Origin of the sequence: Streptomyces sp. NPDC059092, from assembly GCF_042756365.1 — a bacterium.
Taxonomy (GTDB): Bacteria; Actinomycetota; Actinomycetes; order Streptomycetales; family Streptomycetaceae; genus Streptomyces.
Genome location: NZ_JBHZEJ010000051.1, coordinates 28979 through 53102, shown reverse-complemented (window position 1 = coordinate 53102; position 24124 = coordinate 28979). Strand labels below are relative to the sequence as shown.

At 71.7% G+C, this 24124-nt stretch carries 22 protein-coding genes; 14 read left to right on the top strand and 8 right to left on the bottom strand.

Annotation, left to right across the window (positions count from 1 at the left end; translation table 11 throughout):
• Positions 1–233: 233 nt before the first annotated feature.
• The 6 genes from ACFXPL_RS25930 to ACFXPL_RS25905 all read left to right on the top strand — a co-directional run bounded on the left by ACFXPL_RS25930 (position 234) and on the right by ACFXPL_RS25905 (position 8201).
• Positions 234–2390, top strand: coding sequence for an acyl-CoA dehydrogenase (locus ACFXPL_RS25930; RefSeq protein WP_384923978.1), 2157 nt, complete (start codon positions 234–236; stop codon positions 2388–2390).
• A 40-nt stretch (positions 2391–2430) separates the two neighbouring features.
• The gene (locus tag ACFXPL_RS25925; protein WP_384923976.1) at positions 2431–2688 is read left to right on the top strand and encodes an acyl carrier protein; all 258 of its coding nucleotides are present in this window, start codon (positions 2431–2433) and stop codon (positions 2686–2688) included.
• Positions 2685–3923 (top strand): beta-ketoacyl-[acyl-carrier-protein] synthase family protein, encoded by a 1239-nt coding sequence (locus ACFXPL_RS25920; protein ID WP_384923974.1) that lies wholly within the window; start codon positions 2685–2687, stop codon positions 3921–3923. Before ACFXPL_RS25925 ends, ACFXPL_RS25920 begins: the two co-directional genes overlap by 4 nt.
• 86 nt (positions 3924–4009) lie before the next feature.
• Positions 4010–4867, top strand: a complete 858-nt coding sequence (locus ACFXPL_RS25915) for an SDR family oxidoreductase (protein WP_384923972.1) — start codon at positions 4010–4012, stop codon at positions 4865–4867.
• Positions 4868–5059: 192 nt separating this feature from the next.
• The gene (locus ACFXPL_RS25910; RefSeq protein WP_384923970.1) at positions 5060–7219 is read left to right on the top strand and encodes a TerD family protein; all 2160 of its coding nucleotides are present in this window, start codon (positions 5060–5062) and stop codon (positions 7217–7219) included.
• Positions 7220–7442: 223 nt separating this feature from the next.
• Entirely contained in the window at positions 7443–8201 is a 759-nt protein-coding gene (locus tag ACFXPL_RS25905) for an alpha/beta hydrolase (RefSeq protein WP_384923968.1), read from the top strand.
• A gap of 169 nt (positions 8202–8370) precedes the next feature.
• Here ACFXPL_RS25905 and ACFXPL_RS25900 read toward each other — a convergent pair whose 3' ends face one another.
• From ACFXPL_RS25900 to ACFXPL_RS25890, 3 genes are all read right to left on the bottom strand, one after another.
• Positions 8371–8724 (bottom strand): antibiotic biosynthesis monooxygenase family protein, encoded by a 354-nt coding sequence (locus tag ACFXPL_RS25900; protein WP_384923966.1) that lies wholly within the window; start codon positions 8722–8724, stop codon positions 8371–8373.
• A 140-nt stretch (positions 8725–8864) separates the two neighbouring features.
• Positions 8865–9068 carry a DUF397 domain-containing protein gene (locus ACFXPL_RS25895; protein ID WP_384923964.1) on the bottom strand — a complete coding sequence of 68 codons (204 nt, stop codon included), beginning with the start codon at positions 9066–9068 and terminating at the stop codon, positions 8865–8867.
• Complete coding sequence (locus tag ACFXPL_RS25890) at positions 9065–9949, bottom strand: helix-turn-helix domain-containing protein (RefSeq protein WP_384923962.1); 885 nt, start codon at positions 9947–9949, stop codon at positions 9065–9067. Before ACFXPL_RS25890 ends, ACFXPL_RS25895 begins: the two co-directional genes overlap by 4 nt.
• 267 nt (positions 9950–10216) lie before the next feature.
• Here ACFXPL_RS25890 and ACFXPL_RS25885 point away from each other — a divergent pair, with 267 nt between their 5' ends.
• Complete coding sequence (locus ACFXPL_RS25885) at positions 10217–10669, top strand: ATP-binding protein (protein ID WP_384923960.1); 453 nt, start codon at positions 10217–10219, stop codon at positions 10667–10669.
• A gap of 8 nt (positions 10670–10677) precedes the next feature.
• Positions 10678–10920, top strand: a complete 243-nt coding sequence (locus ACFXPL_RS25880; protein ID WP_384923958.1) for a hypothetical protein — start codon at positions 10678–10680, stop codon at positions 10918–10920.
• A 109-nt stretch (positions 10921–11029) separates the two neighbouring features.
• Here the strand turns inward: ACFXPL_RS25880 and ACFXPL_RS25875 are convergent, their stop codons facing one another.
• Positions 11030–11593: a DoxX family membrane protein gene (locus ACFXPL_RS25875; protein ID WP_384923956.1), complete on the bottom strand. Its 564-nt coding sequence runs from the start codon at positions 11591–11593 to the stop codon at positions 11030–11032.
• Positions 11594–11819: 226 nt separating this feature from the next.
• On the opposite strand from ACFXPL_RS25875, the gene ACFXPL_RS25870 reads away from it, so the two are divergent.
• The 3 genes from ACFXPL_RS25870 to ACFXPL_RS25860 all read left to right on the top strand — a co-directional run bounded on the left by ACFXPL_RS25870 (position 11820) and on the right by ACFXPL_RS25860 (position 14920).
• Positions 11820–12290: a MarR family winged helix-turn-helix transcriptional regulator gene (locus tag ACFXPL_RS25870; protein WP_384923954.1), complete on the top strand. Its 471-nt coding sequence runs from the start codon at positions 11820–11822 to the stop codon at positions 12288–12290.
• A 624-nt stretch (positions 12291–12914) separates the two neighbouring features.
• On the top strand, positions 12915–13763 hold the full coding sequence (locus ACFXPL_RS25865) for a hypothetical protein (protein ID WP_384923952.1): 849 nt from the start codon (positions 12915–12917) through the stop codon (positions 13761–13763).
• A gap of 206 nt (positions 13764–13969) precedes the next feature.
• Positions 13970–14920, top strand: coding sequence for an intradiol ring-cleavage dioxygenase (locus tag ACFXPL_RS25860; RefSeq protein ID WP_384923950.1), 951 nt, complete (start codon positions 13970–13972; stop codon positions 14918–14920).
• Between the two features lie 95 nt (positions 14921–15015).
• Here ACFXPL_RS25860 and metG read toward each other — a convergent pair whose 3' ends face one another.
• Positions 15016–16620, bottom strand: a complete 1605-nt coding sequence (metG, locus tag ACFXPL_RS25855) for a methionine--tRNA ligase (RefSeq protein ID WP_384923948.1) — start codon at positions 16618–16620, stop codon at positions 15016–15018.
• Between the two features lie 362 nt (positions 16621–16982).
• Between metG and ACFXPL_RS25850 the strand changes: the two genes are divergently transcribed.
• Together ACFXPL_RS25850 and ACFXPL_RS25845 are read left to right on the top strand one after the other, a co-directional pair.
• Positions 16983–17636: a response regulator transcription factor gene (locus ACFXPL_RS25850; protein ID WP_384923946.1), complete on the top strand. Its 654-nt coding sequence runs from the start codon at positions 16983–16985 to the stop codon at positions 17634–17636.
• Between the two features lie 74 nt (positions 17637–17710).
• Positions 17711–18907: a sensor histidine kinase gene (locus tag ACFXPL_RS25845; RefSeq protein WP_384923988.1), complete on the top strand. Its 1197-nt coding sequence runs from the start codon at positions 17711–17713 to the stop codon at positions 18905–18907.
• A gap of 152 nt (positions 18908–19059) precedes the next feature.
• Here the strand turns inward: ACFXPL_RS25845 and ACFXPL_RS25840 are convergent, their stop codons facing one another.
• The 3 genes from ACFXPL_RS25840 to ACFXPL_RS25830 form a co-directional block, all read right to left on the bottom strand.
• On the bottom strand, positions 19060–19470 hold the full coding sequence (locus ACFXPL_RS25840) for a VOC family protein (RefSeq protein ID WP_384923944.1): 411 nt from the start codon (positions 19468–19470) through the stop codon (positions 19060–19062).
• 10 nt (positions 19471–19480) lie between these two features.
• Entirely contained in the window at positions 19481–19951 is a 471-nt protein-coding gene (locus ACFXPL_RS25835) for a helix-turn-helix transcriptional regulator (RefSeq protein WP_384923942.1), read from the bottom strand.
• Between the two features lie 118 nt (positions 19952–20069).
• Positions 20070–21641, bottom strand: a complete 1572-nt coding sequence (locus tag ACFXPL_RS25830; RefSeq protein WP_384923940.1) for a VWA domain-containing protein — start codon at positions 21639–21641, stop codon at positions 20070–20072.
• Positions 21642–21976: 335 nt separating this feature from the next.
• Between ACFXPL_RS25830 and ACFXPL_RS25825 the strand changes: the two genes are divergently transcribed.
• Positions 21977–24073 carry a PhoX family protein gene (locus tag ACFXPL_RS25825; protein WP_384923938.1) on the top strand — a complete coding sequence of 699 codons (2097 nt, stop codon included), beginning with the start codon at positions 21977–21979 and terminating at the stop codon, positions 24071–24073.
• The last annotated feature ends 51 nt before the right edge of the window (positions 24074–24124 follow it).

Below are 24124 nucleotides of genomic sequence, written 5' to 3'. Positions count from 1 at the left end.
GGATGACGGTCCGTGCGCGGACCGTGCGGTGCGCGCGGACCGTGCGGCACGTACGGCGCGTGCGGCGCGTGCGGCGCGTACGGAACGCACGGTGCGCGCGGAGCGTCCGGTGCGTGCGGAACGCGCTGGTGGCGGGCGCGTGGAGCGGATCGGCCGAACGAATGTCTTGTGGCCCCGAGCGCGGCAAAGTCGTTTCTTCATCAACCGTCGCTCGTTCTTCTCAGGTGAGCGTAATGATCAACAGCGGTGCCGCGGACGTGAGGAAGGCGACGGCGAGGCGGCTGACGCACGTGCTGTACGGAGACGACTTCGAGCGGGTGCACGGGCCCTGGCGACGGTTCGCCGCCGACGGCCTCTTCCGCGGTCGCCCGGACTCGCCCCCCGCGGAGCGGCTGTCCCTGGCGTACGACCGGCTGCGGGCCGTGAACGGGGCGATCGACAGCCCGGCGGGCCTGGCCGCCGACCCGCGCGGGGTCGCGGCACTGCACGAGTGGCTGGGGCCGATCGACCCGTCCTTCACCACCGTGGCCGGCATCCACTACAACCTCTTCCTGGGCAGCCTGCTCGACCTCGACCACTCCGCCGACGGGGACCCCGGGGCCGCCGAGCGCGATCTGACGGACTTCCTGACGCTGCGCCGGATCGGCACCTTCCTCTGTACGGAGGTGGCACACGGCAACGACGCGGTCGCCCTGGAGACGACGGCCACGTACGACCGTGTCAGGGACGGCTTCGTCCTGCACACGCCGCACGCGGGCGCGCAGAAGTTCATGCCCAACACCAGTACCACGGGCGGCGCGAAGAGCGGGGTGGTGGCCGCGCGGCTCCTCGTGGACGGCACCGACCACGGCGTCTTCCTCTTCCTGGCGCCGCTGACGGACGGTTCGCGCACGCTCCCCGGGGTACGGGTGCGGCTGCTGCCCGAGCGGTACGGCAGCCCGCTGGACCACTGCGTGACCTCGTTCGACCGGGTCTTCGTCGGGCGGGACGCGCTGCTGGGCGGCGTACGGGGACGGCTCGGCCGGGTCACCGGGGACGGCGCGTTCAGCAGCGCGGAGAGCAACCGCAGGCGCCGCTTCCTGGCCTCGATCGGCCGGGTCTCCGCCGGGAAGCTGTCGATGAGCGCCGGCGCCCTCGGCGGGGCGCGCGTCGCGCTGGCGCTCGCCGTACGGTACGGCGGGCACCGGCTGATCTCCGGGCCCCGGGCCGCCGAGCGGGTGCCCGTCTTCGCGCACCGCAGCCACCACGGTCCGCTCACCGGGGGCCTGGCGACGGTCTTCGCGATGACGCTCCTGCACCGTACGGTCGTCGACGCGTGGGAGGCGCGCACCGAGGCGAACCAGGGCGAGACCGAGCGGCTGGTGGCGGTCGCCAAGGGCTGGATCACCTGGCGGGCGCGCGAGATCATCGTGGAGTGCCGTGAACGGTGCGGCGCCCAGGGGCTGTTGGCACACAACGGCATGACCGAGATGCTGGCGAACATCGAGGGCGCGATCACGGCGGAGGGCGACAACACCGCGATCTACGCGAAGGCGGCGGCGGAACTGCTGTTCTCGGCGCGGGCCCCGGAGCGGAGCCCGGCGGCGGGGCCGCCCCCGGAGCCGGATCCCGCGGCGGTCCGTGACGCCGGCCGGGACGGGGATCCGAGCCGCGCCCACGGCGCCGATCCGGGCGCCGATCCCGGGGAATGTGACGCGTATTACGTCTCCCCGGAGCTGACCGACACGGGCCATCTGGGTGATCTCCTGCTGGCGGTCGAGCAGTTGTGGCTGGATCGCGCCCGCCGCCGGATGGGCCGCGCCCCCCAGGGCGACCCCCTCTCCCGCTGGAACGCGGCGTCCGGCGCCGCGCTGCGCGCCGTGGAGGCGCACGCCTACCGGCGGGCGGCCGAGGCGTACACGGCGGCGGAACGGAAGCTGCGCGAACGGGAGCTGAGGGATACGGAGCCGGGCGCGGAGCCCGGGTCCGTACCCGCCTCCGCGCCCGGCTCGGCAGCCGCTCTGCTCCGCTCCCTGCACCGCCTCTTCGCACTCCAGTGGATCGACCGCAACAGCGGTGACCTGCTGGCCCACGGTCTGCTGGCCCCCCGGCACCTCGATGAACTCCCCGAGGCGATCGAGCGGCTCCTCGCCGAGCTGGCCGCGTACGCGCCCACCCTGGTCGAATCCTTCGCGCTGCCCGAGGAGATGCTGGCCGACCGGCCGATCGCCGGCGCGGGGTACGCCGACGCGTACGACGACCCGGAGGGCCCGTGGACCGTACCGGAGGCCCTGCCGCGGTGCGCGGCCTGTCGCCAGTTGCCGCCGACCTCCATGCCCTTATCAGATCGATTTGATGTTGTCCATCGGCTTTTGAGGTTTATCAACAATTTGAGAAACTTGCCGCGCTGAGTCCCTTGAGTGCCTTGAGTACCTTTTGAAAGGACATGCCATGAATGCGACACGTCAGGCGATCCATCCGAAGATCACGGAGGTCCTTGCCGAGACCTTCAAGGTGCCGGCCGTCGAGATCCACCCCGAAGCCACCATGGACAGCCTGGAGATGGACTCCCTCGCGGTCGCCGAGTTCGCCGTCATCATCAAGGAGAAGCTGGGCGTCGACGCCGACTCGGAGACGCTGCTCAAGGGCGCCACGCTCGCCGAGATCACCGCGTTCCTCGACATGGCGGCCGTGAGCGTCGGCCGATGACCGGTGGAGCCAGGCCCGCCGTCGCCGTCACAGGACTGGGGATGATGACCCCGGCCGGGAACGACACCCAGTCCACCTGGAACGGGGTCTGCGCGGGCGTGTCCCCCGCGCGTACGGTGCCCGAACTACGGGGCTGCGCCGTCGACTTCGCCTGTACGGTCGACGGCATCGACCTGGACGCCGCCATCGGCGGGCGGACGGCCTTCCGGATGGGCCGCCACGTGAAGTTCGCGCTGCTCGCCGCGCGCGAGGCGGTCGCCGACGCCGGGCTCGACCCGAGGACCTGGGACGGGGCCCGCGTCGCCGTCATCGTCGGGACGAGCAGCGGGGGATCCGCGAGCGTGACGGAACAGGCCGTCGCACTCGACCGGCGCGGCCCCGACGCCATCTCGGCGACCGGGACCCTGCTGACCATCCCCAACATGGCGGCGGCCGAGATCGCCATCAAGATGCGCGCCACAGGGCCCAGCATGGCGCCGTGCACCGCCTGTTCGACCGGGGTGACGGCGCTGTCCGTGGCGCGCGACCTGCTCACCACCGGACAGTGCGACATCGCGGTGGCGGGCGCCACGGAGGCGACCGTCTTCCCGCTCGCCATGAGCGGGTTCGCCCGGTCGGGGGCCGCCGCGGTCGCCGGCCCCGGCGACGATCCGGCGCTGCTCTGCCGCCCCTTCGCCGCCGACCGCGCGGGCCTGGTGATGGGCGAGGGCGCCGCGATCATGGTGCTGGAGCGGGAGCAGGACGCGCGGTCGCGTGGCGCACGCCCCCGCGCGCTGATCGCGGGCACCGGTGCCACGACCGACGCCCACCACCCGACGAGCCCGCAGCCCTCGGGCGCCGTCGCGCAGCGGGCCGTCGAGGTGGCGCTGCGCGACGCGGGCTGGCAGCCCGGCGACGTCGACCACGTCAACGCGCACGGCCCCTCGACCCCGCTGGGCGACGCGACCGAGGCCGCGCTGATCAGCCGGGTCTACCCGCACCGGCCGCCGGTCACCGCACCCAAGGGCGTACTGGGGCACTGCATGGGGGCGGCCGGGGCGATGGAGGCGGCGCTGACCGTGCTCACCCTCCAGCACGGCCTCGTACCGCCGATCGCCAATCTCGACGCCCCCGCAGTCGAGTTCGACCTCGACTGCGTGACGAAGCAACCGCTGCGGCAGCGGATCGACCGGGCGGTCACCCACTCGTTCGGCTTCGGCGGCCACAACGCGGTACTGGCACTGGAACGCGCCTGAGCCCCCGGCCCGTACGCCTCGTGCGTCACGACGAGGCGTACGGAACCACACCCACCCTTTCTCTCCCCCTGTTCGGAGGCCCACCCATGCGCAGGCGCCCACCCCTCCGGGGCCGTACCGCCGTCATCACCGGCGCCGCGCGCGGCGTCGGCGCACAACTCGCCCGTACCCTCTCCGCGCGGGGCGCCCGGGTCGCCCTCGTCGGCCTGGAGGAACAGGAACTGGCCCACCTGAGCACCGAGTTGGCGGGCGAGACCGCGTACTGGCACGTCGACGTCACCGACGCGGACGCGCTGCTCCGTACGGCACGCTCCGTCGAGGCGCTCTTCGGTACGGTCGACATCGTCGTCGCCAACGCGGGCGTCGCGACCGGCGGCCTCTTCCGGCACGCCGACCCCGAGGCGTGGCGGCGCGTCGTCGAGGTCAACCTCTTCGGCAGCGTCAACACCGCCCGCGCCTTCCTGCCCGCGCTGATCCGGTCCCGCGGCTACTACCTCCAGATCGCCTCCCTCGCCGCCCTCGCGCCCACCCCGCTCATGACGTCCTACTGCGCCTCGAAGGCCGGCGCCGAAGCCTTCGCGCACGCCCTGGAGGCCGAGGGCGCGCACCACGGCGTACGCACCGGGGTCGCCTATCTGAGCTGGACGGACACGGACATGGTGCGCGCCCCGGAACAACAGGCCGCCCTCGGCCGCCTCCGCGCCGACCTGCCCTGGCCCACCCGCCGCACCTACCCCCTGGCCCCCGCGGTGGACCGCGTCGCCACCGGCATCGAACGCCGCGCCCGCCATGTCTACGCCCAACCCTGGCTCAGAACAGCCCAGTTGCTCCGCGCCACCCTCCCCGCCCTGGCCACCCGCAACGCCCGGCGCGCGGTGGCCGAACTGGAGTCCCGGCCGACCGTACCGGTCCAGGCCCCGGCGGTCGCGGGTCCGGTGGGGTGACCCCGGGGCGGCGGAGGGAGGGTAGCGCCGAGTCATCGGTTCACTGCAAAGCGCCATCAAGCAGGTACTTCGGGCGCTAGTGTTCACTTCTCGCGCCGCACCTGTGCGGTGCGTCACATGAGCGCGACGCGATGGGCCGCCCGTTTGGGGACGCGGTGGCCCCGTAGTGGGGGGTGCGGCACCATGCACGAGATGACCAAGGGAGCCAACGTCGGGCTGGGATCTCTGAGCGAGGACGCCACGACCGTCCGGGTGGGGCTGAGTTGGAGCAGCGAGACGGGTGACGGTGACGCGGACGTCTCCGTGCTGCTCCTGGGGGACCAGGGGAAGGTCCGCAGTGACGCGGACTTCTTCTTCTACAACAACCCGGTGGCGGAGGACGGCAGCGTACAGCTCCTGGGCAAGACGCCGACGGACAGCGGCAGCGAGGACCGGATCAGTGTCGACCTGTCGGTGGTCCCGGAGGACATCGCGCGGATCGTCGTGGCGGCCAGCCGGGACGAGGGGGAGCGGTTCGGGGACCTCAACGGACTGCGGTTGACGGTCGCCGACCGGAGCGGCGAGGGGCTCCTCGGGTTCTCCATCGACGACGCGGGGGCCGAAGGCGCCTTCGTCTTCGGGGAGTTCTACCGCCGGGGCGGTGAGTGGAAGTTCCGGGCCATCGGGCAGGGGTACGAGACGGGGCTGGCCGGTCTGGCGACGGACTTCGGAATCGACGTCGACGACGCGGCGGAGCCCGTGGAGGCGTTGGAAGCCGCGGCGGATCCCGGCGTCGGAAGTCCGGCAGACACCAAGCCCGCTGAGGAACGGGCGAGTTCGGGGAGTACGGAGGCGGCGACACCTCCCGCTGTCCTGCTGCCGGCTCAGGCGCCGCCGCCTGTGGAGCAGGCCGCGCCGGCCGCGCGTCGCCCCCGTACCGTACGGAAGAAGGTGACTCTGCCCAAGGTCGCCAAGAAGACCCTGGCGGAGAACGACACCTGGCGCTCCGCGCGGCTGTTCCCCGTGCCCTCGCTCAAGAGCGACCGTGAGCGCGAGACGCGCGCGACATCCGTGCTGCTGTCGGTGATGGCGCAGGTACCCGAGTTCGGGCGGCGGCTCACCGCCGGATTCGGGGCGCCGGCCGGGCGGATGGAGACGTTCACCGAGGTCTCCCTGCCGTACGGCGACGCCCGTACCGGCGAGTCCAGGAAGCGCCCCGACGGGGTGATCCGGGTCGAGCGGGCGGGAAAGCTGTGGACGGCCCTGATCGAGACGAAGACGAACGGCAATCCGCTCAAGGCGCAGCAGGTGCAGGACTATCTCGACATAGCGGCCAGGCGTGGGTACGAGGCGGTCATCACGCTGGGCAACGATGTCGCGCTGGAGGGCAGCCCGCTGGTCGACGTCAAGATCGACGGTCGGCGCAAGCACAAGGTCGTGCTGTGGCATCTGTCCTGGGCGGAGGTGGCGCACCAGGCGCAGTTGCTCATCCGCCACGAGGGCGTCGGGAACGCGGCGCACGCCTGGCTGCTCCAGGAACTGCTGCACTACCTCCAGCACGAGAACTCCGGCTGTCACGGGTTCCAGAACATGGGCCCGGCCTGGGTTCCGGTCCGTAAGGCCATCGACGACGAGACGCTGTGCCAGGGCGACGCGCGGGCCGTGGACGTGGTGGAGAGCTGGGAGAGGCTGGTCCGGCAGGTCTGTCTGCGGCTCGGCGGCGAACTCGGCCAGAAGGCGCTGCCCGTGCAGCGCGTACGGCGGGCGGCGGATCCGACGGCCCGGCGCGGCGCGCTCGCCGATCTGCTCTGCCGGGAGGGGCGGCTCCACGCGGAGCTGCGGATCGAGGGCATCCAGGGGATCCTCGCGCTCACCGCGGATCTGCGCACCGGCAAGCTCCGTACCTCCGTCGACATCCCCGCCCCCGACCAGGGCTACCCGCTCACCTGGGCGAAGCGGCTGATCCGGCAGCTCTACGAGGCACCGGCCGACCTGCACGTCCAGACGCTGCTGGCGGAGCACGGCGACGGGCCGCGCGGCACGCTGGAGCGGCTGCGCCCCGAGCCGGCGGATCTGCTGCCGAAGGGCGGTGGGGAGATCACCGGTTTCCGGCTCTCCCTCTTCAAGAGCATGGGGGCCACGCGCGGCACCGCCGAGACCGGCTTCATCCGGAGCGTCGACGACGCGGTGGACCGCTTCTGGGGCAGCGTCGTCACGCCCCTGGAGCGGCGGCTCGCCCCGGTCCGCCCGGCGACGCGCCCGCCGTCGTCGCCCGCGCCCTCCCTGTCGTCGTCCGCGCCCTCCCTGTCGTCGTCCGCGCCCTCCCTGTCGTCGTCCGCGCCCTCCCTGTCGTCGTCCGGGATTCCGGGGTGAGGCCGCCCCCGCCAAGGGCCTGAGGCCGGTGACGGGGACTCCGCGAAAACCCGTGGGAGAGGAGGGGCGGCCACTGCTACCGTTCCGGAGGCCGTGCGAGAGACCGAGGAGGTGGTACCCGTGAACGCAGTATCGACATGGGTGCTCCCCTCAGGGGTCACGGTCGGGCGGTAGACAGGTCGTCCGGGAGCGCCGTTCCAGCGCACTCCCGAAAGGCACGACCATGCACGTCACTTCCGAGCGACGCCTCGACGACGGCGTCCTCGAACGCGAATTCACCCTCGACGGGATCCCCGGCATCCTGTGGACCCCCGCACCCGCACCGGCCTCCGCACCGGCACCCGCCTCCGCACCGGCACCGCTGATCCTGCTCGGGCACCCTCCCCTCGGGCTGTGCAGGATGTACCCCCGCCTGGTGGCGCGGGCCCGGCACTGTGCGGCGGAGGGCTTCGCCGCGGCCACGATCGAGCTTCCCGGAAGCGGCGAACGGCCCCGCCGGCCCGCCGTCGAGCAGGCCCGCGCCGATCTGCGCCGGGCGATGGAGGCCGGTGAACCGGTCGGCGACGAGATCATCGACGCCCTCGTCCTCCCCCTGGTCGACCAGGCGGTCCCGGAGTGGCGAGCCGCCCTGGACGCACTCCTTGCGCTGCCCGGCATCGGCGGCCGGGTCGGGTACTCGGGGGGAGTGATCTCCATCGGCGTCCGGCTGGCGGCGGTCGAGCCCCGCATCTCGGCCGCCGTTCTGTTCGCCGGGAGCTTCGTTCCCCGCGCCGTGTACGAGGAGGCCCGGCAGGTCACCATCCCCCTGCACGTCCTGCTCCAGTGGGACGACGAAGGGAACGACCGGCAGGCGGCCCTGGACCTGTTCGACGCCTTCGGCTCCGAGGAGAAGTCCCTGCACGCCCATCTCGGCGGGCACACCGGCGTCCCGCAGTCCGCGGGGGAGGAGGCGGCCCGGTTCCTCATGCGGCATCTGACGTGAGGCCGGGCCGCCGCACCGGCGGCGGACGGTAGCCCAGGCCGGCCGGGACCGTCGCTCACCGAGGACGGATCCCGGCCCTCCGCGGCTCGCCGCACCGCCGCTGTCGGGCTACCGGCGCTGTCGGGCTACTGCCGCTGTCGGGCTACGGCTGCCGTCGGGCTCTGCGGACCTACGCTCGCGTGAACCCGTGGCTCCGCTCCACTTTCGCCACATGCAGCGTGTAGCTCTCGTACCACTCGGCTCGCCCGCGCTTCTGCGCCGTGCGGTGCTCGGCGTTGCTCCGCCACTCCGCGAGGGCGTCGGCGTCGCGGAAGTACCCGACGGTGATACCCAGCCCGCCTGGGGTCTGCGCATGGTCCATCCCCAGGAACCCGGGAACGTCCTTCACCAGGTCTTCCATCCGTGCGTTGGTCTCGCCGTAGCCGCTCTGATGCGGGGTGCGCACGGTGGTGAAGACAGCCACGTAGTAAGGGGGTTCATATGCCTCGACGGGCGCGACCGTCGCTTCCGAGTAATCGCTCATGGCGTCACCGTAGGACGGCTCGCGCCCGGTGAACCAGAGACTTTGCCGAACGGGATCCATGAGGGATCAGGATCTCGCCCGAACCCCGTTCGGCTTCCCCTCCCCCGGGCGCCCGTACGCCAGGACGCCGGTGGGCGCGGTCAGTTGTGGTGTGCCCGTACGGCGCTGTCGTACTGGAGGGCGGAGTGGAAGGTGCGCCAGGCGGCGGGGGTGACGCGGAGGATGGGGCCGCGCTTGGCCTTGGAGTCCCGGACGGCGATGGTGCCGGGTATGTTGTCGGCCACCTCGACGCACTCGCCGGTCTGCGAGCTGTAGGTGGACTTCACGAAGTCGAAGTCGATCACGAGTGCATCCCCTTGCCAATGTTTTGGATCAGGCTCAGCGAGTCCTTGGGAGCGAGGCTCTTCCGGGCGGTTCGGTCGAAGAACGTGCTGTATACAGAGCTGTCTTCTTCGTTTTCCACCCATAGCGTAGAGGTGATCGTGTCCACGTGAACCACGTCGACCGATTCCGTTTCAGCAAAGGAGACGATGTTGAAGGCACTTGCCATACAGGGGTGTCCACCAGACTGATACGGAAGCACCTGAAGGCGTACGTTCGGCAACTCGGCCACCTCAAGCAGGCGTTCCATCTGCCCGCGCATCACCTCAGGGCCGCCCACCTGCTGCCGGAGCGCTGCCTCCCAGACCACGGCATACACCTCCAGAGGAGCTTCTCCGCCAAGTCGGGCTTGTCGCCTCGTCCGGACTTCTACAACCCGCTCGATCTCATCAGGATCGATCCATGCACCTTCGCTCACCGCCAGCGATCGGGCGTACTGCGGTGTTTGGAACAAGCCCGGCACGAAGGAGAGTTGCCATGTTCTTACGAGACTGGCCACGTCTTCCATCGCGATGTACTCACGCAGGTTGTTCTGGTCGAGCGCGTTCCACCAGCCCTTCGCCCTGCGCCGCTCACGGTCCAGCTTGGCCAGTCGGATCAGGCTCGCGACGACCGCCTCGTCCTCGACCCCGTACAGCTTGCAGAGCGCGATGATGTCCGGGTCCCGGAACGGCACCCAACCTCGCTCCATCTTCGCGACCTTGGCCGCCTGGGCGCTCAGTACCTCTGCCGCAGCCGACTGATTGAGGCCGGCGGCGTCACGGAAGGCCAGTAGCTGGCTCCCCAACTGCCGCGCCAGCACCGTTGATAGGCGGTTCGCTGAACTCCCGCGCCTCTCTGTCACCACTCACGACCTCCTGATGTCACGCACAGTCTGCTCCCGCCCTCAGTGAGCCACAATCACCCATGCGGGGATAATTATCTGCGCGATATTGTCCGCCACGCATTCAAGGCGCTACGTTCAGTGCGCAGTCGCTCGCTCAGCGGAGCCGTTCGGCGGAAGTGCACCGCCCTGCCCTGCCTAACGGCAGCCGTAGGCCCTGGTATCGCCACCGCCGCGCTTCCGTTCGTACTGGCAACGTCCCCCGACCGCACGTGGAGGTGTGCGTCCATGTCTTCGCCCCTTGAAAGCCCCGCGTCCGAGCCCGTGTTGTACGAGGATCGGCTGAACTACACCCCCGTGGCCGGCAGTGTGAGCCTGGCGCGGCGCCGGGCGTCACGCCTCATCGTCGAGTGGGGGCATCCCGAACTCGCCTGGGTCACCGGCCTGGTGGTGAGCGAACTCGGGACCAACGCCCTGCTCCACGGATGCTTGCGGGACCGGCTCTTCCAGGTCGCCGTCGTCCTGCGGGCCACCCTCTTCCGTATCGAGGTCAGCGACCCGCGTGGAGAGCGGCTGCCCACGCTGCGAACCGCCCACGAGAGCGAGTGCTTCGGGCGCGGGCTGGCGCTGGTCGTCCAGGTCACCGACCGGTGGGGAACCGAGCCCCGGGTCGTCGGCAAGACGGTTTACGCCGAGATCGACCTGAAGCCCGAGCCGTCCGACGCGCTGCCCCGGAGGTGATCGCGGTCATGGCCGACGAGACGTTCTGGGGCGTCGTCGCGCTCTCCATCAGCCTGATCGCGCTGGTATTCGGCGTGTTGTACGCGACCCACGGGCGTCCCGGGGCGGAAGAGGGCGCCCCGGATCCGCCGTTCGTCGCGGCGGAGGAGACGTACTCCTCCACCTGTCATTGCCATCGCGAACCGGTGCACATCACCATCCGCGCTCGCCAGGTTCCCCGCATGGTCGGACGTGGACGCTGGCTGCCGTGACGGGGTGGGCCGGGGGTGCTCCATGGCGGGCGGCCCGCCATGAGGTACCCCGGGCCCGCCCCGACAGGCCCAGGCGTTCAGCCCGACCTGCCCCGGCCCCCCCGCCCTGCTACTTCCGCAGCAGCAGGGTGATGCCCGCCACCACCAGGCCCAGGGCCACCGCCGACGCTCCGTACGCCAGGCGGTGTGTCTTCAGGCCGGGGAGGAAGCGGTCGACGGCGATGCGGCCGGGGCCCGTGAGGGCCAGGGCGGCGGCGCCTGCGGTGAGCAGGACCTCGTACTCGATGCCGGCCGGGGCGAAGAAGCTGCCGGTGCCCTTGACGGCGAGGGCGTTGACCATGGTGCCGACCACGGCGGCGCCCATCAGCGGGGTGAGCAGGCCGATCGCCAGGCCGAGGCCGCCCAGGGTCTCGGTCAGTCCGGCGACGACGGCGAACGCCTTGCCGGACGGGTAGCCGCTCATCGTGAAGAACGCGCCGGTGCCGTCCAGGCCGCCGCCGCCGAACCAGCCGAAGAGCTTCTGGCTGCCGTGCGCGGCCATCGTCAGGCCGAGGACGACGCGGAGCAGCAGCAGGCCGACGTCGTAGGCGTGGGGCGTGGAGGCGTGGGCCTGGTCTCCGGAGGCGGAGCCGGGGCGGGACAGGGGCGCGAGGGTGCTGGTGAGGGAGGGCATGAGCGCGTTCTCTCCTGGGGGTGAAGGGGGTGGGGGCCGCTTCGGTGAGGCCGTTCCGTGCCTGCCCGGCTCCGGTGATTCATGGGGCATGAGCCATGGGTCACCCAGGGGTCATGCCCCACGGGCCGTGAGCCGTTGCAGCATTCCTTGAAAGTTTAAGCAAAGGTCCGCGTTCACGACCGTACACAGTGATTTGAATTTGAACAACAGGGCCTAGGATGGCGTCATGGACGAGCCCCGCTGGCTGGACGAGCACGAGATGGCCGCGTGGCGCGGTTTCATCAGCGCCGGCACCCTCCTGGAGCGCCGCCTCGATCAGCAGCTCAAGGAGGACGCGGGCCTCTCCCACCCGCAGTACGAGATCCTGGCGCGCCTCGGTGACGCGCCCGGCGGCGAGCTGCGCATGAGCGGCCTGGCGGATCTCCTGCTCACCTCCAGGAGCGGCGTCACCTACCAGGTCGGACAACTGGAGAAGGCCGGCCTCGTCAGCCGCCGCGCCTGCCCCTCCGACGTACGCGGCGTCATCGCGGCCCTCACCGACGCGGGCCGCGAGCGGCTGCGCGCCTCGGCGCCCGGGCACGTCGCCCTCGTACGCGAACTGCTCATCGACGTCCTCGACCGCGACCAGCTCGCCGCTCTCGCCGACAGCCTCGGCGAGGTCAGCCGGCGATTGCGTGACGGCGCGCAGAGCGGCTGAGGGCCGGAGCCAGGTCGGGGGTCAGGTACGGGAGCGGGTCGTCCGGGGCCGCCGCAGGCGCCGTACGGCCGGAGCCGTCGCGGCGGCCGTGGCCGGGCCCGTGCCGGCCGGGGTGCTGCTGCCCGGTGTTCCGCGCGGCGGGCCCGAGCGGGTGCTGCCCGTCGCCAGCCTGCCCGCAGCCAGCCAGCCAGCCAGCCAGCCCGCAGCCAGCCAGCCGCCACCGTGCCCGCCGCCAGCCGGCCAGCCAGCCCGCCGCCACCCTGCCCGGCCCCGGCCCCGTCCACGCCGGCACTTCGCCGTCCACGGCGCGGGACCGGTCGGGTGAATCCCCGGCCCCGGACGGCGCTTGGATCGGCTTCACGCATCTACGGGGCCTGACGCTGCGTCCGCTCTCCGGCTGGTACACGCTCGGCGCGCCGCCGAACGACGAGCCCGGGGTGGCGCCCCCGGCTCCCCGGACCCCACCGCCGCCGACCTGGTCGCCGCCTACACCCTGTCTGCCAAGGGCGACGCGCCGGGGATCGTGGAGGCCGTCCACACGATGATCACCGGCGCAGACTTCGACGCAGGAAGCGCGTCCGCTCCTCCTGCCTTCTCCCGGAACACGAAATGAGAGGCCCGTACATGTCTGTGCGCACTGTTCGCGGAGGACCACGGCTGGCCGCCGTTCTGCTGGCGACCGGTCTGCTGCTCACCGGCTGCGCGGGTGACGGGGGCGGCGTGCGCGACGCGGGCCGGGCGGAGACGGCGGACAAGGCCGGGACACGTTCCGCCTCGGGTTCCGCCGCCTCGGGTTCCGCCGGCGCCGGTACCGGCGCCGACAAGGGTGGCGGCTCCGGTACCGGCGCGTCCGGGCCGCGGGAGGCCCACGGCGCCGAAGCGCAGAGGATTCCCGGCCTCGGCCCGGCGACCCGCGCCGAGATCCCCGCGGGGACCCGCCAGGCCGTCGTGGTCACCGGCATCAACCGTGACTCCAACCTGGCGTCCGTCGTGGTCTACGAGCGCGATCCGGTCACCGGCTGGGCGCCCGTCACCGAAACCTGGCCCGCGCACAACGCGCTGGAGGGGTGGACCGACGACCACAACCAGGGCGATCTGCGCTCGCCCATCGGCGTGTACGGGCTGACCGACGCGGGCGGCCGGCTGGCCGATCCGGGTTCGAGGCTCCCGTACGACCAGGGCCCGGCCTTCTCCGTCTCGGGCACCGGGTTCGAGGGCGAGCCGCTCGAAGGCTCCTTCGACTACGTCGTCGCGATCAACTACAACCGCGTACCGGGCAACACCCCGCTCGACTGGGGGCGGCCGCTCGGTGACGACAAGGGCGGCGGCATCTGGATCCACGTGGACCACGGCGGACCCACCCAGGCGTGCGTCTCCGTGCCCGTCGACCGGATGAAGGAGCTGCTGCGCACGCTGGACCCGCGGAAGAAGCCGGTCGTGGTGATGGGCGACGTGGACTCGCTGGGACTCTGAAACCGGGTCCCGGGTCTCCGGAGCCCCTGATGCCCCCGGCGTCCCCGGCGCCCCTGATGTCCCCGATGCGCCCGGTGCCCCCGTTGTCCCCGTTGTCCCCGGAGTCTCCGGCGTCCCCGATGCGCCCGCCGGCTGACGTTGAGTGATGGAGTGTTCACAGCTCACGCTCAGCTCACTGCCAGCTTGGCTCCCTAGCCTCCCCTGTCATGACAGAGACACAAGAGCCTGTAGGGAAACGGGACTTGATGCGCCGCAGGGCGGTACTCGCCGGCGGCGCGGCCATCGCCGCGGGCGGCATCGCCGCCGCGGCGGTCACCTCCGCGTCGGCGGGCGAGGACCCGGCGGCCTCGTCCTCCGCCACCCGGCCCGGTGCCACGGCGACCGGCGACGGGGAGGTGTGTTACCGGCTCACCTCGCAGACCACCGAGGGGCCGTACTACATCGACGCCGACAAGATCCGTAAGGACATCACCGAGGGCAAGGAGGGCATCCCCCTGACTCTGCGCCTCAAGGCGATCGACTCGGACACCTGCAAGCCGCTGCCGGGCGCGGCCGTCGACATCTGGCACTGTGACGCGCTGGGCCTCTACTCGGGTTACGAGGACAGCTCCACCGGCGGTGGCCCGCCGCCCACGGGCGCCCCGCCCACCGACACCCCCACCGACGCGCCGACCGACACCCCCACCGGAACGCCTCCGACCGATGGTCCCGGCGGTCCCGGCGGCCCCGGTGGTCATCAGGAGCCCACCGACGACAAGCGGTACCTGCGGGGCACCTGGCTCACCGACCGGCACGGCTTCGTCGAGTTCAGGACGGTCTTCCCGGGCTGGTACCGGGGCCGCGCCGTGCACATCCACACCAAGGTGCACGTCGGCGGCAAAATGACCGACGCCGGGTACGAGGGCGGGCACACCTGCCACACCGGCCAGTTCTTCTTCGAGGAGGCCGCGGTCCTCGACTCGGCGGAGCTGGCGCCGTACTCCACCAGCACGACGGAGCGCACGACGCTCACCGAGGACACCATCTACGACCAGAGCGGGGTCCAGGGCGGGCTGCTGAAGCTCTCGTACCGCAAGAACGACATGGCGCGCGGCGTCGTCGGCACCCTCACCATGGGCGTCGACCCGGACGAGACCCACGACGGCACCGGCCTCTGAGCCGTCGCTCCGTCGCTCCATCGATCCACGAAGCAGGGCCCGGGACCAGGCGTACCAGCCTGGTCCCGGGCCCTGCTCCCGTAGGAGGTGGAGCGTTACGCCGCCGGCTCCTCCAGGCGCGGGAAGAGCACCGCGCCCTTCGTCACCGTCGTGCCGGCCGGCAGCAGGCCCCACGTGCCCGCGTCCTGGACCCGCTGGTCGGCGAGCGCGCCCAGCGACTCCGCCGCGCCGAGCGAGTCCCACAGCTTCTGCGACGTCTCCGGCATCACCGCGTTGAGCAGGACGGCGAGCGCCCGCAGCGCGTCCGAGGCCGTGTAGAGGATCGTCGCGAGGCGCGCCCGGCCCTCGTCCGAGTCGTCCTTGGCGACCTTCCAGGGCTCCTGCTCGGTCAGATAGCCGTTGACCTGCTTGACGAAGTCGAAGACCGCGGCGATCCCGCCCGCGAAGTCCAGCTCCTCGCCGATCTTCCGGTCGGCCTCGGCGACCGCGGTCGCCAGACCGTCCCGTACGGCCTGCTCCGCGTCGCCGGGGGCGGCGTCTGCGGGCAGCGTCCCGCCGAAGTACTTGCCGACCATGGCCGCGACGCGCGAGGCGAGGTTGCCGTAGTCGTTCGCCAGCTCGGAGGTGTAGCGGGCGCTGAAGTCCTCCCAGGAGAACGAGCCGTCCTGCCCGAAGGCGATGGCCCGCAGGAAGTACCAGCGGTACGCGTCGACGCCGAAGTGCGAGGTCAGGTCCTGCGGCTTGATGCCGGTCAGGTTCGACTTCGACATCTTCTCGCCGCCGACCATCAGCCAGCCGTTGGCCACGACCCGGCCCGGTACGGGCAGCCCCTGCGCCATCAGCATGGCGGGCCAGATGACCGAGTGGAACCGCAGGATGTCCTTGCCGATGAGGTGGACGTCGGCGGGGAAGGTCGTGTCGAACTTCTCCTGGTTGGCGCCGTAGCCGACCGCCGTCGCGTAGTTCAGCAGGGCGTCGACCCACACGTAGATCACGTGCTTCTCGTCCCACGGCACCGGGACGCCCCAGTCGAAGGTCGAGCGCGAGATCGAGAGGTCCTGGAGGCCCTGCTTGACGAAGTTCACGACCTCGTTGCGGGCGGACTCGGGCTGGATGAAGCCCGGGTTGGCCTCGTAGTGCGCGAGGAGCTTCGGACCGTACTCACTGAGCTTGAAGAAGTAGTTCTCCTCCTTGAGGATCTCCACCGGCTTCTTGTGGATCGGGCACAGCTTGACGCCGTTCTCGTCCTCGATCAGATCGCCGGGGAGCTTGTACTCCTCGCAGCCCACGCAGTACGGGCCCTCGTAGCCGCCCTTGTAGACCTCGTCCTTGTCGTACAGGTCCTGCACGAACTCCTGCACACGGGCCGTGTGCCGCTTCTCCGTCGTCCGGATGAAGTCGTCGTTCGCGATGTTCAGGTGCTTCCAGAGGGGCTTCCACGCCTCCTCGACGAGCTTGTCGCACCACTCCTGCGGGGTGACCCCGTTCGCTTCCGCGGTGCGCATGATCTTCTGACCGTGCTCGTCCGTGCCGGTGAGGTACCACACCTTCTCGCCGCGCTGGCGGTGCCAGCGGGTGAGCACGTCGCCTGCGACGGTCGTGTAGGCGTGGCCCAGGTGAGGAGCGTCGTTGACGTAGTAAATGGGGGTGGTGACGTAGTACGCCTTCCCACCCTGCTCTTCGGATCCAGTGGCCGCCATGCTCGAAATGGTATCGGCCCGGAACGAGTGCCTTCACATGGATAAACCACCGTTGCTACCCGGTGGAGACCTCGGGGAAACAGCCGTCACGGTAGACAGGCACATCCTGGGAGGGAATGGGCATCATGTACAAGGCGGGGCGCCGGATGAGACGTGGGACGGATACGGCCGCGGCAACGGCCATGGCCGCGGAGCCGGATTCCGGTTCGGGGGCCGGTTCGGATTCCGGTTCGGGGGCCGGTACGGGGGCGGAGAGGGCGCCGGGGGAAGGGCCGGGGCCGGAGTCGAGGTCAGGGCCGGGAACGGCGGGGCCGGGGCCGGGGGCGGCGTCGGGTCCGGGGAGAGAGACAGGGGACGACAGCATGCGGGTACTGGTCGCCGAGGACGAGGAGGTCCTGGCCGAGCTGGTGGCCACCGGGCTGCGCCGGGCGGGATTCGCCGTCGACACCGTGTACAGCGGGGACGCCGCCCTCGCCTATCTGGGCCTGCACGACTACGACGTCGTCGTCCTCGACCGTGACCTGCCGCGCGTCCACGGCGACGACGTCGCCCGCAAGCTGGTCGCCGATTCGTCCCGTACGCGCATCCTCATGCTCACCGCGTCCGCCTCCCTGGAGGACCGCGTCGAAGGGCTCGACCTGGGCGCCGACGACTACCTGGGCAAGCCTTTCGACTTCCCCGAACTGGTGTCGCGGGTGCGCGCCCTGCGGCGGCGCAGCGCCCGGCCCGTACCGCCGCAACTGGAGCGGTACGGGGTGCGCCTCGACTCCGTACGGCGCACCGCGTCGCGGGACGGGGCGACGCTGGACCTCTCGCCCAAGGAGTTCTCCGTCCTCCAGATCCTGATGGAGGCGGACGGGGTGCCCGTCTCGGCCGAGGAGCTGCTGGAACGCGCGTGGGACGCGCACGCGGATCCGTTCACCGGGGCGGTACGGGTCTGCCTGAGCAAGCTGCGCTCGAAGCTGGGGGACCCGCCGCTGATCCGTACGGTGCCGGGAGCGGGGTACGCCCTGTGAGTCCCAGGCCCGTGAGCCCCGCGGCTCCGGTGAGCGGGCCGGTCAGCCGCGCGGCCGGGGCGCGGGGCGGGCGGCTGCTCCGGCCGTTCACCGGCTCCACGATCCGTACCCGCATCGCGCTCGTCTACGGCGGCGTCTTCCTCGTCCTCGGCGGCTGCCTGCTGACCATCGTCAACCTGCTCTCCACCGCCGGCACCCAGACGGAGGCGGCGGAGATCGCCGCCCGGGTGGCGCCGGCCCAGGTGGCGCCCGTATTACAGCCACCGTCCGTGACACGGCTGATCGGCGAGCAGCAGATCGCGCCCGTGACCGTCACCCAGGTCGCCGACAACGTGACGAACGCGGCCTCCGACGAGATGGTGTTCTGGTCGGTCGTCGCGCTGCTGGTCATGGCGGCGTGCGCGGTGGGCGTGGGGTGGTGGACGGCGGGCCGGGTGCTGCGGCCGGTGCACGCCATGACGGACAAGGCCCGCAGGCTCTCCGAACGCAATCTGCACGAGCGGATCAGAGCGCGCGGCCCGAACGACGAGCTGAAGGAACTGAGCGACACCCTGGACGCCCTGCTGGCACGGCTCCAGAAGGCGTTCGACAGCCAGCGCCGCTTCATCGCCAACGCCTCGCACGAGCTGCGCACCCCGCTGGCGACGCAGCGCACCGCGATCCAGGTCGGCCTCGACGACCTCTGCTCACCGGACGAGCTGGCGCGTACGAAGGAGACCCTGCTCGACAACAACCGGCGCAGCGAGAAGCTCATCGAGGGGCTGCTGGTGCTGGCGCGCAGCGAGCGCGAGGTGGACGACCTGGAGCCCGTCGACCTCGGCGAGGCGGTCGAGGAGGCGACGGTACGGTGCGGCGGCGAGGTGTCCCTGACGGTCAAGGACGCCGGGACCGTACGGGGCAACCAGCTGCTGCTCGGCCAGCTCGTGGGGAACCTGCTGGCCAACGCCGTCTCGTACAACGTGCCGGGCGGGACGGTGGACGTGGAGGTGACCGGCACGGTCCTCGTGGTGCGGAACACGGGCCCCGAGGTCGCGGCGGCGGACGTGGCCGCGCTGTTCGAACCCTTCCGGCGGGGCGAGGGCCGCGACCGGATGGGGCGTGGCGCGGGGCTCGGCCTCTCGATCGTCCGGTCGATCGCGGAGGCGCACGGCGGGACGGTGGACGCGGTGCCGGGCGGTGACGGCGGGGGCCTGGTGGTGACGGTGACCCTGCCGGTGCAGCCCCCGGAGCCGGCGGCGGAGGGGCGGGGGAGACGCGCGGCGGGGGACTAGGACGGTCCCGCGGCGGCGCGGGTCGTACGCACCCGGTGGCGGCGCAGGCCGTATGCACTGGTGGTGGCGCGGGGCCGGACCCACCGGTGGTGGCGCGGGCCGTACCCGACGGTGGTGCCGTGGGCCGCACCACCGGTGACGCCCCCGCGTCGCTACGCCTTGGGCGCCTGCGAGATGCGCACCATGCTGCCCGAGGGGTCACGGAACGCGCAGTCGCGCGGGCCCCAGGGCTGGTCGATGGGCTCCTGAAGCACCTCGGCGCCGGTCGCCCGCACCTTCTCGAAGGCCGCGTCGACATCGTCGGTACGGAAGATGAGCTGCTGGAGGACGCCCTTGGTGAGCAATTCCTGAAGGGCGTCGCCGTCGGCCTGGGAGCGGCCGGCGTGCGGCTCGGAGAGCACCAGCTCGACGTCCGACGGGGACGCGCTGCCGAGGGTGACCCAGCGGAACTCGCCGGAGGAGACGTCGTTGCGCACCTCGAAGCCGAGCGCGTCGCGGTAGAAGGCGAGGGACTCGTCCATGTCGTTGACGGTGACGTTGCAGTACTGGAGTGAGAGGCTCATGAAGGCAACGCTAGACGCGGGCTGTGCGGACCGCTTCTTCAATCCTGACCGGTTCGTCACCGGTCGGCACGCCTCCGGCGGTCCGGTCCCTGGCCGGCCGGGTGCGCTCCTTCGCCACGCAGGTGGGCATCGCCACGACGGCGTCGTGCTCGCGGGCCCGGTAGGCGCTCGGCGTCATCCCCACCAGCTCGGTGAAGCGCGAGCTGAACGAGCCGAGTGAGGTGCAGCCGACCTCCATGCACGCGTCGGTCACGCTCGCGCCGGCGCGCAGCAGCGCCATCGCCCGCTCGACGCGCCGGGTCATGAGGTAGCTGTACGGCGTCTCGCCGTACGCGGCCCGGAACGCCCGCGAGAAGTGCCCCGGCGACATCAGCGCGTGGCGGGCCATGGCGGGCACGTCGAGCGGACGGGCGTACTCCCGGTCGACCAGATCCCGGGCCCGGCGCAGGTGCGCGAGGTGGGCGAGCTGCTGCGGCTCCATGGGGCGAGCGTACCGCCCGCTCCGCGGACAGCCCCGGCTCCGGCCTCGGCCCCGGCCCCGGCGGAGCAGCGGGGTGCGCTGTCCGCCGGCCGGGAGGTCCTGCTACGCCGAGGTCCTGCTACGCCGGGAGGTCCTGCTCCTGGGTGGCGTCGGGGCGCCAGGCGGCGAGCAGTCCGCGGTAGAACGCGGCGGCGGGCACGTCGCGCGGGGCCGGGCCCGCGTGGAAGAAGCCGACGTTGGCGGTGGCCTCGTCCGTACCGAGCTTCCGCGCGAAGTCGAAGGCCTTGGAGTCCTCCTCGCCGAACGCCACGAACTGCCAGAAGATCGGCAGCCCGGCGGCCTCGGCGAACGCCTGCTCGGCGGCGCGTACGACGCTGGGCGCGCCGTCCGTCTGGAAGATCACCAGCGCGGGCCCGCCGTTCCCGGACCTCTCGTGGTGGGCGACGACCTCCTCGACGGCGCGGTGGTAGTTCGTACGCCCCATGCGGCCGAGGGAGCCGTTCAGTTCGTCGACCTTCCCCTCGTACGCGGAGAGCTCGATCTCCCCGGTCCCGTCGATCTCGGTCGAGAAGAACACGACGGGGACGGCCGCGCCCTCGTCCAGATGCGCGGAGAGCGCGAGCGCCTGCTCACCGAGGTGCTGGGCGCTGCCGTCCTTGAAGTACGGCCGCATGGAACCGGAGCGGTCGAGGACGAGATAGACGGTGGCGCGCCGGCCGGTGAGCTCGTACTTCTTGAGCGCGGCACCGGCGGCCTTGTAGTGGTCGGCCAGGCCGGGGGCGCGGGACTTGACGCGCGCCAGGGAGACGGCGGGGCGACCGGCGGTGGTGGAAACGGGCGCGGGGGTTCCGGCGGGCTCGGCCTCGGGCGTGGTCTCGGGCGCGGTCCCAGGCTCCGGATCTGCCTGAACGCCGGCTTCGGCCTCGGCCTCGGCCTCGGCCTCGGGCGCGGGAGTTACGGCGGCCTCGGGCGTGGGCTCGGTCACGGCTTCGGGCGTGGGCGCGACGACCGGCTCGGGCTCGGGCTCCGTGACGGCTTCCGGCTCGGGCGTGACGACCGGCTCGGGCTCAACTACCGCTTCGGGCTCGGCCTTCGCCTCCGGCTCCGGCTTCGGCTCGGGCTTGGCCTCGGTCTTCGGCTCCGGCTCGGCCGACGCCTGCGCCGGGACCGTCGGGACCGTCGGAACGGCCGGGGCCACCGGGGTCGCCGAAGCGGCCGGGGTTTCCGGAGTGGTCGTCAGCGGCTCGTCGGCCGCCCGCGTACGCGATGCCTGTGACGGCACGCTGCGCTCCGGCTCGCTCGGGCGGGCGTTGTCGAACGCCGCGGCCACCAGGTCCGCGGCCCCGGCACCGACGCCCGCTCCGGTCCCGGCGTTCGCCGTCGCGGGCGACTTCCGCGCGGGGGCCGACTTCTCCGTACGGTCCGTACGGTCCGCCTGGGACGGTACGGAGACGGACGCCGGCGCCGAGCCGGAGCCGGCGGAGTCCGAGGAAGACGCGGGAGCGGAGTCCGAGGTAGACGCAGAGGCAGAGGTAGATGTGTCGGCTGAGCCCGAGGTGGTGGACGCGTCCGCGTCCGGGGCCGAGCCGGTCGCCACGTCCGGCGTCGCGTCCGACGCCGTCGCCGACCCGTTGCGCTCCTCCGCACGGTCGCGTCCGAACACCTTGCGCAGCAAGCTCCGAATGCCCATGGGCGAGCCTTTCAGATGAGGTGGGTGCGGTGTCCGCCGCCGGGGAAACGCGCATCCCTGGCCAGGGCGGATACGTAAGGTTAGCGGCCGTCCCCGGCGATCTACGGCAGGGGCGGTTTACGTAACGGGCAGAAGGGTATCGGCGTGACTGCCCCGTTGCCTCGCGTTTGCGGGCGTGCCGGGCATTACTCTCCCCGGACCACTCGGTCGATTCGGATTCACGCGCCGTTCACCTTCCGGCTGCCGCCCTGCTGGGGCCTGCGCTTAGCGTCACCGCCGAGACATCCCGACACCCTGTCGGCGCGGTGCGCGCCGAACCACCACCGGAGGCGATCGTGCGCAAACTGCTCCCGCTGCTCAGCTCCCCCTCTTCCCCGCATCCCGGCGGCCGTTCCGCCCTGACCTGCCGTTACCGCTGTGGTGACGCCTGCTTCCACGAGGTGCCCAACAAGAGCGACAACGAGTACGTCGGTGATGTCATCGCCGGTGCCCTGTCGAGGCGTTCGATGATGCGGGCCGCCGCTGTCGTCACGGTCGCGGGCGCCGCGGGCAGCGCGTTCGCCCTCGGTGGTCCCGGTGGTTCCACCGCTTCCGCCGCCCCCGTCGTCGGCGACGGCCACGGCAACGCCGGTGCGAGTGGCGGTTCCGCCACGACCGACGGCGCCCGCGGCCTGCGCTTCGAACCGGTGGCGCCCAACACCGCCGACAAGGTGACGATCCCCGCCGGCCACAGCCAGAACGTCGTCATCCGCTGGGGCGACCCGATCCTGCGCGGCGCGCCGGCCTTCAACCCGGACAAGCAGACGGCGAAGGCCCAGGCCGGCCAGTTCGGCTACAACAACGACTTCCTGAGCCTGCTGCCCATGACGGGGAAGAGCGAGCAGGGACGGCAGCTCCTCGTGGCCAACCACGAGTACACGGACGAGATCCTGATGTTCAAGGGGTACGACCCGGCCAAGCCGACCCGTGAGCAGGTCGAGATCGCCTGGGCGGCGCACGGACTCTCCGTCGTCGTGGTCGAGGAGGACCGCAAGAGCGGCAAGCTCACCGCCGTCACCCGCCACCAGCTCAACCGCCGCCTCACCGTGAAGAGCGAGTTCCGCCTCACCGGTCCGGCCGCGGGCAGCGATCTGCTGCGTACCTCCGCGGACCGTACGGGCAGCAAGGTGTACGGCACGCTCAACAACTGCGCGGGTGGGACCACCCCGTGGGGCACCACGCTGCACGGCGAGGAGAACTTCAACCAGTACTTCGCCAACGGTTCCAGCCCGACCGACCTGCGGTACGGCATCGGTACCGGCGCGACCGAGCGCAAGTGGGAGCTGTTCGACAAGCGCTTCGACCTCAAGCAGGAGCCCAACGAGGCGCACCGCTTCGGCTGGGTCGTCGAGCTGGACCCGTACGACCCGGACTCGACGCCCCGTAAGCGCACCGCTCTCGGCCGCTTCAAGCACGAGGCCGCGCAGCCGCGCCTGACCGCCGACGGCCGGCCCGTCGTCTACATGGGCGACGACGAGCGCTTCGACTACCTCTACAAGTTCGTCTCGTCGAAGAAGATGAAGAAGGGCGGCGGGCGCGCCGCCCACGAGCACAACCTCACGCTGCTCGACGAGGGCACGCTGTACGTCGCGAAGCTGACGGGTGACAGCCCGGCGGGCGACATCGACGGCTCGGGCAAGCTGCCGAACGACGGCGAGTTCGACGGTTCCGGCGTGTGGATCCCGCTGGCCACCGGCGAGGTGTCGCACGTCCCGGGCATGTCCGCCGACGAGGTGTACGTCTTCACGCGCCTCGCGGGCGACAAGGTCGGCGCCACGAAGATGGACCGTCCCGAGGACGTCGAGCCGTCCCCGCGCACCGGCCGCGTCTATGTCGCGCTGACGAACAACACCGACCGCGGCAAGGCCGGCAAGGCGGGCCCCGACGAGGCCAACCCGCGCAACGCCAACAAGCACGGGCACATCCTGGAGCTGGCGGAGAACTGGGACGACCCGGCGGGCGACGGCTTCGCCTGGCGGCTCTTCCTGGTCGCGGGCGACCCGAAGGACCCGGCCACGTACTTCGCGGGCTTCCCGAAGGACAAGGTCTCCCCGATCTCCTGCCCGGACAACGTCGCCTTCGACCCGCACGGCAACCTGTGGATCTCGACGGACGGCAACGCGCTCGGCAACCACGACGGGCTGTTCGGCGTCGCGACGCAGGGCGAGCGGCGCGGTGAGCTGAAGCAGTTCCTGACGATGCCGAACGGCGCCGAGACCTGCGGCCCGATCATCCAGGACCGCCGGGTCCTGGTCGCGGTCCAGCACCCGGGCGAGGTCGACGGCGCGTCGGTCGAGAAGCCGGCGAGCGCCTGGCCCGACGGCCCCGGCAAGATCGTCCGCCCGTCGGTGATCTCGGTCTGGCGCAACGACGGCCGTGACATCGGCGTGTGACGCCGGGCGCGTAGTCGCGCGACGGGCATGACCAGGGGTGGCGCCGCTCGG